Genomic DNA, 12,657 nt, shown 5'->3' with positions numbered 1-12,657 from the left:
TTTAATTCACAAACCATCCCTTGCACACATCTATCCAGCCTGCAGGTGTGGAATGGGTTTCAAGTTCTTCTAAAGTCAATTTTATTGTGCTGTTTAAGCTGCCTCCAGCCGTATATATGATGTCGAAGCGTTTGAGGGACACATCCAGGTATACACGTACACCTTCATTGATAGCAAAGGGACAAACCGCGCCCGGAAAGTGACCTATATATGTTTCTACAAGTTCGCCCGGTATCATTTTTGCTTTTTGGTGAAAGCAGGCTTTGTATTTAGTGTTATCTATTTTGGCATCACCAGCCATTACAATCAGAGTAGGTTGTTCATCGAGAAAGACTGACATTGTTTTTGCAATCCGTTCCGGCGCACAACCAATCGACATCGCCGCCTGCTCCACTGTGGCCCCAATCTGTTCCCGTTCCACGACACGCTCGCCTAGATCCACTCCATCAAAATATTCTTTAACTTTTACCAAAGACATATTTCATCACCTTTTCTTGTGCTTTGTTGTTATGTAGTATATACTGCTCTATAATATAAGTAAAACAAATATCTCTTATCCAAGCATTAGGAAAGGTAATTTGTAAAAAATATGAACCGATATCTTGCGCTTCAAAAAATTATAGAGATTGGGAGCTTTACCAAGGCAGCAGAAGCCCTTGGCTACACCCAATCTGCTATGAGTCAAATGATCTCATCGTTAGAAGACGAATTGTCCATTAAATTGCTATATCGTTCCCGTGTGGGAGCAAAGCTGACATTAGAGGGTGCAGATTTATACCCATTTATTGAAAGAACCATTTTACAATATCAAGCCATGCAGGGAAAAGCAAACGAGATAAAAGGTTTGGAAACGGGAGTAATCCGCATAGGTACGCTTGCAAGTATTTCCTGCCACTGGATGCCACAGCTAATAAAAGAGTTTCAAGAACTCTATCCCAATGTGCAGTTTATTCTCCATCAGGGAGATTATAGTTCTATACAGGAGTGGATAAAAGTTGGGGCTGTAGATTTCGGTTTTATCACTCCGCCTGCCGTAACTGGTTTGCAAACAATTACTATAAAAGAAGGACGCATGTTAGCAGTTCTGCCAGCCAACCATAAATTGGCTTCCTATCGTACGGTTAGTTTGCATGAAATAGTGAACGAGCCATTTATTTTGTTAGAGGAAGGTCATTTTAGCGAACCAATGGAAGCGTTTCATGCTTGCAATTTAGAACCGAACATAAAATTTTGTATCCATGACGATTATGCAATTATGACAATGGTAGAAGCGGGATTGGGTATCAGCATTTTGGCAGAGCTTGTGCTGCGCCGTACGAATTATAATATTGTCTCGCTGCCGGTTGATCCTCCTGTGATCAGAACACTTGCAATCGGATATAAAGATAAAAATAGTTTGCCGATTGCGAGTAAATATTTTATTGAGTATTTGATCTCTAATATAGAAAAGCTACCTTAATTTAGGTGCTATGAAAGCAGCATTCGAAAAATGTTGACCAATGAAAAAATATAAAGGTGATGCTTTACTGCTAAAGACCTAAACAGTGGACTTCCTAACCAAGAAACTGTCAGATTATACCGGCCAAGTGCCGCAGTATTACGTGGAAGACAGCCATTCCACAATTATTCTGAATGGAAGATGTTGTCAAGGAGATTTCCTTTTTATTATACGTAATGGATTAGTGTAGGGATGTAGGGATATTGGCTGGCTTCCATCAGTATCATTGATTCATGGTATTAAAATAATGGGAGTATTTTTCTGAAGTTCTTGACAAAGTATTGGGCAATGAGTATAATAACAACCATAACTTAATACATAAAAGTGAAGACGGAAAAAGTAGATGTATACTTGCTATGCAGAGAGCTGATGGTTGGTGAGAATCAGTTAGTGGTATAGATTGAAGTTCATTCCTGAACTGCGAGGCTGAACGATAGTAGGCTGAGCCGGGTTGGCATTCGTTAATGTGCTATGAGTTGATCTGATTCGGAACTTTCCGTCCCTTGCGGTAGCGCTTTTTTATTTCGACGGATAACTAGGGTGGTACCGCGATGCACGTCCGTCGTCCCTTTTTAAGGGACGATTTTTTATTAGAAAAGGATGGGTGAACGGTATGTTGAGAAATTTAAGACAGAAAAAAATGATCGCCTTAGCAGTAGGAGCTATATTAACGATGGGTGTTTTTGCTGGCTGCGGCGGTGAAAAAAAGGAAGCAGGTTCAGAAAAGGCTAAGGTCTACCAGATTGGCGTTCTCCAAATGGTGCAGCATGGTGCTTTAGACGACTCTAACAAAGGCTTTGTGGACGGACTTGCTTCTAAGGGTTATAAAGACGGTGCAAACATTAAAATTGATCAGCAGAATGCACAGGGCGATCAATCAAATTTAAAAACCATTAGCCAACGTTTTGTTAATAACAAAGTGGATTTGATTTTCGCCATTGCTACACCGGCAGCACAGATTGTTGCGAATGAAACAAGAACAATCCCTATTGTGGGAGCCGCGATTGTAGATTACAAGACCGCAAAACTGGTTCAATCCAATGAAAAACCTGGTGGAAATGTTACCGGGACAACGAATTACAATCCTCCAAAGAGACAGATTGACTTAGCACTTAAACTTTTTCCGAATGCAAAAACAGTGGGTGCATTATATACCTCCAGTGAATTAAATGCTCAGTTACAAGTCAAGGCAATGAAAGAATATGCCGCTGAAAAGGGTTTGACTGTTATTGAAGCTACCGTTTCAAACGTAAATGATATTCAACAGGCAGCGCAGAGTTTACTTGGTAAAGCGGATTTCATCTATTGTCCAACAGATAATAATTTAGCTTCCGCCATGTCCAATGTTGCCAAGATAACGGTACCTGCAAAGATGCCGGTTTTTGTTGGCGATGAAACCATGGTTAAGACCGGTGGAACAGCGGGCATTTCAGTAAACTTCTATAAACTTGGTTTCCAAGCCGGTGAAATGGCAGCCGACATACTTTCGGGCAAGTCAAAAACAGCTGATATGCCGATAGGTTCGCAAGCAGAGGTAAAGGTTATTATCAACAAAGAAGCAGCTAAAGCGATTGGTCTAATCATACCGGAAGAACTGATGAAAGAGGCTAAGTAAGAACAATGCCTATAGGAAAGGAGTTCGGAAGAACCCTCTCCTATAGGCTATACAGGTTTACTCAGTATCCTGAGGCTAAACTTTAAGAGAATTTACGTGCCGTCTCCCGGTAGCGCTTTCACAGGAGCCAGCATGCTTAATACATGGGAGGAAGAATAAATGAGTGATTTAATAGTTTCTACTGTAGCCCAGGGACTGCTTTGGTCCGTGATGGCTATAGGTTTATATTTGACTTTCCGCACGTTACTTATTGCGGATTTAAGTGTGGAAGGCACCTTCCCGCTGGGAGCTGCCGTTGCGGCGGTACTGTTGGATGAAAAACACAGCCCTGCAACTGCTATTTTTGCAGCAGGCATAGCCGGTATGCTGGCAGGCGCTGTTACCGGGTTATTGCATACAAAATTGAAAATACCCGCATTGTTAGCGGGCATTTTGACTATGATTGCATTATATTCAGTAAATTTACGAGTTATGGGGAAAGCGAACTTATCTTTGTTAAATACCGATACGGTATATACATCTTTAGCATTTTTAAATTTATCACCGAATATGACTACGTTCGTGGTTGGTCTTATCATTGCCGTATTAATCCCAGTCTTGTTATATATGTTCTTTGGTACAGAAATAGGGATGGCTTTGCGGGCTACCGGCAATAATCCTCAAATGATACGGGCAATGGGGGTTAATACAGATAATATGTTATTACTGGGGCTAGTGATCAGTAACGGCCTGGTAGCTGTAGCGGGAGCCTTTATCGCACAGAACAACGGCTTTGCCGATGTTGGTATGGGCGTAGGTACAATCGTAATTGGTCTTGCCTCCGTTATTATTGGGGAAGTGTTATTCGGCTCAAAAAGCGTTAAAAATTCTCTGATTTCTGTTGTGTTGGGCTCCATTGTTTATCGTATTGTTATTGCGGTTGTATTGTATCTAGGCATGCCGCCAAACGATCTGAAGCTATTCACCGCTATTTTGGTTGCGATTGCTTTATCCTTACCTTTGTTCAAAGCAAAATGGGATAGCAGAAAGGTGGGGGTGAAATGTTACGAGTAGATGGTATCAGTAAAACATTCTTCGCCGGTACGGTGAATGAGAAGCTGGCTTTGAAAAACGTAAGCCTGGAAATGAAACCCGGTGATTTTATTACGGTAATCGGCGGTAACGGGGCAGCCTTACGGAAGCCAAAGCTGCTATTATTAGATGAGCATACCGCAGCATTGGATCCCAAAACAGCAGAAAAGGTATTGGAACTGACGAAGAATATAGTGGAGGAAAATGGTCTAACGACACTGATGATTACCCATAATATGCGGGATGCATTGCGTTTTGGCAACCGATTGCTGATGCTGAATGATGGGAAAATTCTGCTGGACATTCATGGAGCAGAAAAATCAAAAATGACAGTTCATGACCTGCTGGATGCCTTCGAACATTCAGGCGCTGACGATATCAGCGACCGTATGCTGCTGAGCTGAAATAAGATATAACCGGTAATTTCGATTAGGCAACAGAAGACGGATGTCTTTTTCTACTGCTTTTTTGCGAATGTTACTTTACACTATCGACTTTAAAAATAGCTATTGACAAACGATTGGTTCACAAGTAAAATCATATCAATATCAAATTGCAAATAGTAATGACGGAAAAAAGTAGGTTTATGGGTGCTAAACAGAGAGCCGGTGGTTGGTGCGAACCGGTTAGTGACATATACTGAAGTACCTTCCTGAACTGCGAAGCTGAACATACAGTAGGCTGAGCCGGCGTGGCTGCCGTTATTTGGCTATAAGGTGATCTGATTCGAGATTATTAGGGTGGTACCGCGGAACTTTCCGTCCCTTGCGGTAACGCCTTTTTTATTTCGACGGATAACTAGGGTGGTACCGCGATGCACGTCCGTCGTCCCTTTTTAAGGGACGATTTTCTATGAGAAAAGGATGGGTGAACGGTATGTTGAAAAATTTACGTCAGAAGAAAATGATAGCCTTAGCCATAGGGGCCGTGTTAGCGGTTGGCGTCATTGCCGGCTGCGGTGGTGAAAAAAAGGAAGCAGGCGCGGAAAAAAGTAAGGTCTACCAGATTGGCGTACTCCAAATGGTGCAGCATGGCGCTTTAGACGACTCGAACAAAGGCTTTGTGGACGGACTTGCTTCCAGGGGTTATAAGAACGGTGAGAATATCAAAATCGATCAGCAGAATGCTCAGGGCGACCAGGCAAATTTAAAAACCATCAGCCAACGGTTTGTGAATAACAAGGTGGATTTAATTTTCGCCATTGCGACACCGGCGGCGCAAATTGTTGCAAATGAAACCAAAACGATCCCGATTGTGGGAGCAGCGATTGTGGATTACAAGACGGCAAAGCTGGTTCAATCCAATGAAAAACCTGGCGGGAATGTTACCGGGACAACGAATCACAATCCCCCCAAGAGACAGATCGACTTAGCGCTTAAACTGGTTCCAAAGGCAAAAACAGTGGGGGCGTTATATACTTCCAGTGAAGTGAATTCTCAGATACAAGTCAAGGCCATGAAAGAATATGCCGCTGAAAAGGGTTTGACGGTGATTGAAGCTACCGTTTCAAACGTAAATGATATTCAACAGGCAGTGCAGAGTTTACTTGGCAAAGTGGATTTCATCTATTGCCCAACAGATAATAATATAGTATCCGCTATGTCTAATATTGCCAAGATAACAGTACCTGCAAAGATGCCGGTATTCATTGGCGATGAAGCCCCGATTAAGACTGGTGGTGCGACAGCAGGCATTTCAGTAAACTTCTATAAACTCGGTTTCCAAGCCGGTGAAATGGCAGCCGATATTCTGTCCGGCAAATCAAAACCAGCCGATATGCCGATCGGTTCGCAAGAAGATGTAAAGGTTATTATCAACCAAGAAGCATCTAAAGCGATTGGTCTAGTCATACCGGAAGAACTAAGGAAAGCGGTTGAATAAGAACAATCCTGCTCATTCATCAGGTAAACTATCTCTATGTCGTTTTTACCATAAAAGCAGCGGGATGAATCCCGCTGCTTTTGATCCGCCAGCTCTTAATGCTAGATCCTGCCATGGTATTAAAACCATTGGACTATTTTCTGAAGTATAATGGAAATAGTATAATGGAAATAGGTATTGACAAAATAGTATATTGCCAGTAAAATCATATCAACATCAAATTGCAAATAGTAATGACGGAATAAGTAGGCTTATGGATGCTATACAGAGAGCCGGTGGTTGGTGCGAACCGGTTGGTGACATATGCTGAAGTACCTTCCTGAACTGCGAGGCTGAACGATAGTAGGCCGAGCCGGATTGGCACTCGTTACTGTGCTATGAGTTGATCTGATTCGAGATTATTAGGGTGGTACCGCGGAACTTTCCGTCCCTTGCGGTAGCGCTTTTTTTATTTCGATGGATAACTAGGGTGGTACCGCGATGCACGTCCGTCGTCCCTTTTTTAAGGGACGATTTTTTATTAGAAAAGGATGGGTGAACGGTATGTTGAAAATTTTACGTCAGAAGAAAATGATCGCCTTAGCAATCGGGGCCGTGTTAGCGGTTGGCTCCTTTGCCGGCTGCGGCAGTGAAAAGAAGGAAGCGGGCGCAGACAACAGCAAGGTCTACCGGATTGGTGTGCTGCAACTGGTGCAGCACGGCGCTTTAGACGATTCTAACAAAGGTTTTGTCGACGGACTGGCTTCCAAAGGATATAAGGACGGTGCAAACATTAAAATCGATCAGCAGAATGCCCAGGGCGATCAGTCAAATCTAAAAACCATCAGCCAACGGTTTGTGAATAATAAAGTGGATTTAATTTACACGATTGCGACACCGGCAGCCCAGATTGCCGCCAATGAAACCAAAACGATCCCGATTGTGGGAGCGGCGATCACGGATTACAAGGCGGCAAAATTGGTGCAATCCAATGAAAAACCCGGTGGAAATGTTACTGGGACAACAGACTACACGCCTCCGGGAAGGCAGATTGACTTAGCGCTTAAACTGGTTCCGCATGCCAAAGCAGTGGGTGCATTATATACCTCCAGTGAAGAAAACTCTCAGATACAAGTCAAGGCGATGAAGGAATACGCCGCAGAGAAGGGTTTGACTGTTGTTGAAGCCACTGTTACCAACGTAAATGATATTCAGCAGGCAGTGCAGAGTTTGGTTGGTAAAGTGGATTTCATTTATTGTCCGACCGATAATACAATCGCTTCCGCCATGTCCAACATTGTTAAGATCGCAGTACCTGCAAAGCTGCCGGTATTCATTGGCGACGAAGCCCCGATTAAGACCGGGGGAGCGACAGCAGGCATTTCAGTAAATTTCTATAAGCTCGGTTTCCAAGCCGGTGAAATGGCAGCCGATATTTTGTCTGGCAAGTTAAAACCAGCAGATATGCCGATCGGTTTGCAGAAAGAGGCAAAGGTTATTATCAACAAAGAAGCAGCTAAAGCGATTGGTTTAGTTATACCGGAAGAACTGAGAAAAGCGGTTGAATAAGTACCGTGATGAACGCAATCCTGGTTTTTCAATCTATTCTGCTACAGGCTAAAATTACATGTGAGGAAGAAAAAATGAGTGATTTAATCGTTTCTACTGTAGCCCAGGGACTGCTTTGGTCCGTTTTGGCTATGGGTGTATTTTTGACTTTCCGTACGTTAGATATTGCGGATTTAAGTGTGGAAGGCAGCTTTCCGTTGGGAGCTGCCGTAGCGGCGGTATTGTTGACTGGAAATCATAACCCTGCAACTGCTATTATTGCAGCAGGCATCGCCGGTATGCTGGCAGGCGCTGTCACCGGGTTATTGCATACAAAACTGAAAATACCCGCATTGATGGCAGGCATTTTGACGATGATTGCGTTATATTCAGTAATTTTACGAGTTATGGGAAAAGCGAACGTATCTTTATTAAATATCGATACGGTATATACATCGTTAGCATTCTTAAATTTATCACCGAATATGACTACGTTCGTGGTTGGCCTTATTATTGCCGTACTAATCCCAGTCTTGTTATATTGGTTCTTTGGCACGGAGATCGGGATGGCTTTGCGGGCTACCGGCAATAATCCGCAAATGATACGGGCAATGGGGGTTAATACCGATACTATGTTATTACTGGGGCTCGTGATCAGTAACGGCCTGGTAGCTGTAGCGGGAGCCTTTATCGCACAGAACAACGGCTTTGCCGATGTTGGCATGGGCGTAGGTACAATCGTCATTGGTCTTGCCTCGGTTATTATTGGAGAAGTGTTATTCGGCTCAAAAGACTTTAAAAATTCCCTGATTTCTGTTGTACTTGGCTCTATTGCTTATCGTATTGTTATCGCGGTTGTATTGTATCTAGGCATGCCGCCAAACGATCTGAAGCTATTCACCGCTATTTTGGTTGCGATTGCTTTAGCCTTGCCTTTGTTCAAAGCCAAATGGGATAGCAGAAAGGTGGGGGTGTAAATGTTACGAGTAGATGGTATCAGTAAAACATTCTTCGCCGGTACGGTGAATGAGAAGCTGGCTTTAAAAAACGTAAGCCTGGAAATGAAAACCGGTGATTTTATTACTGTAATCGGCGGTAACGGGGCAGCCTTACGGAAGCCAAAGCTGCTGTTATTAGATGAGCATACCGCAGCATTGGATCCCAAAACAGCAGAAAAGGTATTGGAACTGACGAAGAATATAGTGGAGGAAAATGGCCTAACGACACTGATGATTACCCATAATATGCGGGATGCCTTACGGTTTGGCAATAGATTGCTGATGTTAAATGATGGGGAAATTTTGCTGGACATTCATGGAGCAGAAAAATCAAAAATGACAGTCCATGACTTACTGGACGCGTTCGAACATTCCGGCGGGGAAGATGTCAGTGACCGCATGCTACTGAGCTAAAATTATCAAAAACCATCAATATAGGTGATTTCGCGTAAAGAAAAAACTTGACTAACTAAAGTGACATAGGGTGTCATACTAATACACGAAAATCCAATTTCGTGTATTAGTATCGTCTGCTTACTAATAGACACGTGGAGTCTGTCGCATTGATAGAGCGAATGTAGGTTAAAATAGCAGGGGTTCATGGATGTTGAAGGAATCGTATATGGGCTATTTATGTTCGCCTAGACTTCGGTTTAGGCGATCCTAAGTTCTCACAATTTCCGATGTTGCCGGTTGCTACAGAACTAAGAATTTATTAGTATCAGTATTTTCTGTTGTTATGAGTAGAGTGGCGCGTCGGAGCCAATTACCAACTGTCGAAATCGGCCTTCTTGGATCTCAATTATTCACATCATAAGACGGATATCGAAGGAGTAGATGTGAACTTCAAAAAAAACACTATTTCCAGGTATTCATAAAGCTGCCATTCCGTTATAAACTGAGTCACTTACTGGTTCAGCTGAACCACGATGTTGGAGTAAGAGCCACCCCGGTGGGCGGTACTCGAAGTATTCTTTCCTAGTCGCTAATTCCTTATGCTTGCGCATAGATTGTCTTGATTGTCATGTACTGGACACGAAATTAATATAACGAAATTAAGCTCTTGGATATACCAGGAGCTTTTTCACTAAATTGATCACTTGTGGGTATTCTAACTATTAAGATCACAAGGCGGTGAGCATATGAAGAACTTCTTAATGTACAAAATCAAAATTCCTATGTGGGCGTTCCTGGTAGTAGCTCTTTTTGCAGGTGCTGTTTATTATACCCCTTATTTTACCCATTTTCAGCAAAAGCCTCTGCCAATTGAAGAAGCACCAGCCCCTACTGATAAGGCACCCTTATCAACGAGACAAGCCCCGGCGCCACCACCGCAGTCTCAAGTGCACTATGAAATTGTCGATGAAGTTAGTGGGAAAACGTTGATGTATGTATCTATAAAAAAAGTAGATGAAGGTGATGAACTAATTACTGAAGACGGCAAGTGGTACGTTGTTGTAAAAGTGGAAGGGAATCGGGCTACTGCACGGTATTTTGATAAAGTAAAAACACAAGATGGTCTTCCTAAAGGAGGAAACTTTTGATGCATGGCCATTCCCACGCAGTGGTCATGGGGCGCATAGGCATGGTATATCAAGAGAACGAAACCAAAAGGGGCTCACCATTACCATGATTACAACGGTCGCTATTATGGTGCTAGAGTTTTTGGGTGGACTCATAACCAGCAGTCTGGCTTTGCTTTCCGATTCGGGACATATGTTAAGCGACGCGAACCTCTGAGTTCGCCCCAAAGCGGTGATACACAGAGGCATTTAGGCTACGTACACTGACCCCTGATAATGGATACTTAGAAAAATCCATTATCAGGGGTTTCTTTAGTCCCAAAATAAAAAATCCGCTTATTCAGCGGATGGGGAAGATGGGATCGTTCTTGTCGGATGGTAAATCAACCATCATGAATCCGATTTCGGGAATGTCTAGATCAGCTACTTTTTCGAGTTCAACCGTGTCATCCGATCTGAGTGGCCTTGAAGCAGATACATCAGCGTATGCGTCCGTCTTGCTAGTAGCAGTCACAGTCTGACCAGTATCTTTACCGTTTACTATGACGCGGTAAACTGCCATATGATACCTCCTATCCAAGGAGCCGCCTCCAAGAAGCCGTGTCTAAACGATACATCTCAGAATTGCCCTTTATAAATCGGGTGCGGCTCCAAATTTAGTTTACGCTGCAATATAGAATAATATAGCTAGATTGTTTTCCCTATTTAAAAGAGTGTAAAGGACGGATTTTTAACTAAGCTTTGCACGTATCGAACGTCCTTTGGGGGCGCTTTCTTGTAACCTGGTCGTTAAGATTATGCTCTTATGTGACGATATTACTGTAGGGAGGCGATTATAGTGGCTGAAACCGTCAAGCGTGTAGGGGCAACAAGTAAGGTATCAGCTGTAAGGCCATTAGGATTACTTGATAGCCTGACAGATCGACCGAAGCCCAACAAGAAACGGATAAATAAACCTAGTCAAGATAAAGATAAAGTTGAAGATAATAGATGTCAGATTAAAGATGGTATGCATATTGATTGTAACGTTTAAGAGCATAAGGCTCTTTTCTTTTTTACGGATTGGAGGTGTATGCAATGCCAACAGTTGAATGCATGAGAACCGCGGGATTGAGATTTGCTGCCAGGCCCGTCCGGTTCGATGGCAGCCAGTATCAGGACTACGTGCCGAATTTGCGGTAAAGAAACGTATTTATTTGACCAGCAGGAAGATGGTTCGTTGGGGCGAAATAAAAAGGAGTATATTGCTCTACTCATTGCTACTCTTCACACGTGGAGTGCGTCGCGGTGATAGAACGTAAATAGGCTGTAGGATGTAATAAATAATTTTGATCAAGATTTAAGTAACTGAATGAAAGCTTCAACGACAGTGCTTCAAACTACAACAAAAGGAGACTTAATGTGAAAACAGCTCGTAAGGTAATCATCACAGAATTCGGTGCCCCGGAAAAGATGAAGATTGTGTCAGCTGAACTGCCTGAGCCAGCTGCTGGTGAAGTACAGCTGCGCCAGACTGCCCTAGGGTTTAACTTCATTGATGTATATCAGCGCAAGGGTGTCTACCCATTGCCGCTGCCGACTGGGCTCGGTCATGAAGCCACAGGCGTAGTCGAAGCTGTCGGCCCTGGTGTCGACCAATTCAAGCCAGGTGATCGGGTCGCATACATGAATGCCGGTCTAGGCGCTTATGCCGATTATCGTAATGTAGCCGCAGATCGTCTGGTTAGCATCCCTGCCGAAGTTTCCGATGAGCAAGCGGCAGCACTACTATTCAAAGGCATCACCGCTCAGTATCTGCTGAAGAAAACTCATGCTGTCAAAGCCGGTGAGATCGTACTTATCCATGCTGCTGCCGGAGGCGTTGGCCAGATTCTCTGCCAATGGGCAAAAGGCCTGGGAGCCTTTGTCATTGGTACTGCCAGTTCACCTGAAAAATGCGCCATTGCCAAAGAGGCTGGCGCAGATATAGCCATCAACTACTCGAAAGAAGATTGGCCGAAAGCCTTGCTGGAGGCAACCGGTGGTAAAAAGGCCAACGTGGTCTACGACTCCGTCGGCAAGGATACCTTTCTTAAATCGCTCGATTGCGCAGCACAGTTCGGACTGGTTGTAGTATATGGAGCGGCATCCGGCCCAGCCCCTGCCATTGAACCGGAACTGCTTAACAAAAAAGGCTGCCTGTTCCTCACTCGGCCCTCAGTATTCCCGCACAACGCCGACCCGGCAGTATTCCGCGAGAATGCAGCCGATCTGTTTGACGCAATCGCTTCTGGAATTGTGAAATCAAGCATTGGCGCCAAATATAAACTCGATGATATCGTTGAAGTACATAAAGCGGCCGAATCAAGAGCAACACAAGGAGCAACCCTGATAATCCCATGACCAATCATTTGGCTTTAGCTAGAGCCAAATACGATAACAACTTAACTTAATAAGATGTGCAGGTTGAGCACTCCGGCTGTTAGCTGGATGTTTTCCATATACAAGGAGCCGTCTAAATAAGCACGATGCTTTAAGACGGCTCCTTGTATGTCCTTATAGCGG

13 protein-coding genes, 1 pseudogene and 3 other annotated features are annotated in these 12,657 nt (G+C 43.6%); of the genes and pseudogenes, 12 read left to right on the top strand and 2 right to left on the bottom strand.

The genetic code is table 11. The annotated features are described in order from the left end of the window. Position 1 precedes the first annotated feature (1 nt). Positions 2 to 478 (bottom strand): YbaK/EbsC family protein, encoded by a 477-nt coding sequence (locus AXX12_RS15220; RefSeq protein ID WP_066244612.1) that lies wholly within the window; start codon positions 476 to 478, stop codon positions 2 to 4. 111 nt (positions 479 to 589) lie between these two features. Here AXX12_RS15220 and AXX12_RS15215 point away from each other — a divergent pair, with 111 nt between their 5' ends. From AXX12_RS15215 to AXX12_RS20315, 10 genes and pseudogenes are all read left to right on the top strand, one after another. Continuing rightward, positions 590 to 1,459 carry a LysR family transcriptional regulator gene (locus AXX12_RS15215; RefSeq protein WP_066244608.1) on the top strand — a complete coding sequence of 290 codons (870 nt, stop codon included), beginning with the start codon at positions 590 to 592 and terminating at the stop codon, positions 1,457 to 1,459. A 357-nt stretch (positions 1,460 to 1,816) separates the two neighbouring features. Beyond that, positions 1,817 to 2,071 (top strand) — a binding site (T-box leader). Between the two features lie 40 nt (positions 2,072 to 2,111). Beyond that, positions 2,112 to 3,113, top strand: a complete 1,002-nt coding sequence (locus AXX12_RS15210; protein ID WP_066244606.1) for an ABC transporter substrate-binding protein — start codon at positions 2,112 to 2,114, stop codon at positions 3,111 to 3,113. A gap of 159 nt (positions 3,114 to 3,272) precedes the next feature. After that, a complete protein-coding gene (locus AXX12_RS15205; RefSeq protein WP_066244601.1) occupies positions 3,273 to 4,166 on the top strand; it encodes an ABC transporter permease in 894 nt (297 codons plus the stop codon). Then, the gene (locus tag AXX12_RS15200; RefSeq protein WP_066244598.1) at positions 4,154 to 4,588 is read left to right on the top strand and encodes an ATP-binding cassette domain-containing protein; all 435 of its coding nucleotides are present in this window, start codon (positions 4,154 to 4,156) and stop codon (positions 4,586 to 4,588) included. Before AXX12_RS15205 ends, AXX12_RS15200 begins: the two co-directional genes overlap by 13 nt. Positions 4,589 to 4,740: 152 nt before the next feature. Then, positions 4,741 to 4,953 (top strand) — a binding site (T-box leader). 83 nt (positions 4,954 to 5,036) lie between these two features. Continuing rightward, on the top strand, positions 5,037 to 6,065 hold the full coding sequence (locus tag AXX12_RS15195) for an ABC transporter substrate binding protein (protein WP_407922276.1): 1,029 nt from the start codon (positions 5,037 to 5,039) through the stop codon (positions 6,063 to 6,065). Positions 6,066 to 6,289: 224 nt separating this feature from the next. Next, positions 6,290 to 6,500: a binding site (T-box leader), on the top strand. Positions 6,501 to 6,608: 108 nt separating this feature from the next. Continuing rightward, positions 6,609 to 7,613 (top strand): ABC transporter substrate-binding protein, encoded by a 1,005-nt coding sequence (locus AXX12_RS15190; protein ID WP_066244596.1) that lies wholly within the window; start codon positions 6,609 to 6,611, stop codon positions 7,611 to 7,613. A 74-nt stretch (positions 7,614 to 7,687) separates the two neighbouring features. Beyond that, the gene (locus AXX12_RS15185) at positions 7,688 to 8,569 is read left to right on the top strand and encodes an ABC transporter permease (RefSeq protein ID WP_066244593.1); all 882 of its coding nucleotides are present in this window, start codon (positions 7,688 to 7,690) and stop codon (positions 8,567 to 8,569) included. Then, the gene (locus AXX12_RS15180) at positions 8,570 to 9,004 is read left to right on the top strand and encodes an ATP-binding cassette domain-containing protein (RefSeq protein ID WP_066244590.1); all 435 of its coding nucleotides are present in this window, start codon (positions 8,570 to 8,572) and stop codon (positions 9,002 to 9,004) included. Positions 9,005 to 9,732: 728 nt separating this feature from the next. Further along, positions 9,733 to 10,134, top strand: coding sequence for a hypothetical protein (locus AXX12_RS15175; RefSeq protein ID WP_066244588.1), 402 nt, complete (start codon positions 9,733 to 9,735; stop codon positions 10,132 to 10,134). Continuing rightward, a pseudogene (locus tag AXX12_RS20315) lies at positions 10,134 to 10,324 on the top strand (cation transporter); the annotation flags it as partial. The gene AXX12_RS15175 and the pseudogene AXX12_RS20315, both read left to right, overlap by 1 nt. Positions 10,325 to 10,453: 129 nt before the next feature. Here AXX12_RS20315 and AXX12_RS15170 read toward each other — a convergent pair. Then, positions 10,454 to 10,675 carry a hypothetical protein gene (locus AXX12_RS15170; protein ID WP_066244586.1) on the bottom strand — a complete coding sequence of 74 codons (222 nt, stop codon included), beginning with the start codon at positions 10,673 to 10,675 and terminating at the stop codon, positions 10,454 to 10,456. Positions 10,676 to 10,951: 276 nt separating this feature from the next. Between AXX12_RS15170 and AXX12_RS15165 the strand changes: the two genes are divergently transcribed. Next, on the top strand, positions 10,952 to 11,146 hold the full coding sequence (locus tag AXX12_RS15165) for a hypothetical protein (protein ID WP_066244584.1): 195 nt from the start codon (positions 10,952 to 10,954) through the stop codon (positions 11,144 to 11,146). A 368-nt stretch (positions 11,147 to 11,514) separates the two neighbouring features. Beyond that, complete coding sequence (locus AXX12_RS15160) at positions 11,515 to 12,495, top strand: quinone oxidoreductase family protein (RefSeq protein WP_074431381.1); 981 nt, start codon at positions 11,515 to 11,517, stop codon at positions 12,493 to 12,495. Positions 12,496 to 12,657: the final 162 nt, after the last annotated feature.

Source organism: Anaerosporomusa subterranea (genome assembly GCF_001611555.1).
Lineage (GTDB): Bacteria > Bacillota > Negativicutes > Sporomusales > Acetonemataceae > Anaerosporomusa > Anaerosporomusa subterranea.
This window is presented reverse-complemented; position numbering and strand designations above follow the sequence as displayed.

Coding starts and splice junctions, on each gene's coding strand:
- AXX12_RS15190 (WP_066244596.1), top strand. CDS start 6,609: ATGTTGAAAATTTTACGTCAGAAGAAAATGATCGCCTTAGCAATCGGG.
- AXX12_RS15200 (WP_066244598.1), top strand. CDS start 4,154: ATGTTACGAGTAGATGGTATCAGTAAAACATTCTTCGCCGGTACGGTG.
- AXX12_RS15195 (WP_407922276.1), top strand. CDS start 5,037: ATGAGAAAAGGATGGGTGAACGGTATGTTGAAAAATTTACGTCAGAAG.
- AXX12_RS15185 (WP_066244593.1), top strand. CDS start 7,688: ATGAGTGATTTAATCGTTTCTACTGTAGCCCAGGGACTGCTTTGGTCC.
- AXX12_RS15210 (WP_066244606.1), top strand. CDS start 2,112: ATGTTGAGAAATTTAAGACAGAAAAAAATGATCGCCTTAGCAGTAGGA.
- AXX12_RS15180 (WP_066244590.1), top strand. CDS start 8,570: ATGTTACGAGTAGATGGTATCAGTAAAACATTCTTCGCCGGTACGGTG.
- AXX12_RS15170 (WP_066244586.1), bottom strand. CDS start 10,675: ATGGCAGTTTACCGCGTCATAGTAAACGGTAAAGATACTGGTCAGACT.
- AXX12_RS15175 (WP_066244588.1), top strand. CDS start 9,733: ATGAAGAACTTCTTAATGTACAAAATCAAAATTCCTATGTGGGCGTTC.
- AXX12_RS15215 (WP_066244608.1), top strand. CDS start 590: ATGAACCGATATCTTGCGCTTCAAAAAATTATAGAGATTGGGAGCTTT.
- AXX12_RS15220 (WP_066244612.1), bottom strand. CDS start 478: ATGTCTTTGGTAAAAGTTAAAGAATATTTTGATGGAGTGGATCTAGGC.
- AXX12_RS15205 (WP_066244601.1), top strand. CDS start 3,273: ATGAGTGATTTAATAGTTTCTACTGTAGCCCAGGGACTGCTTTGGTCC.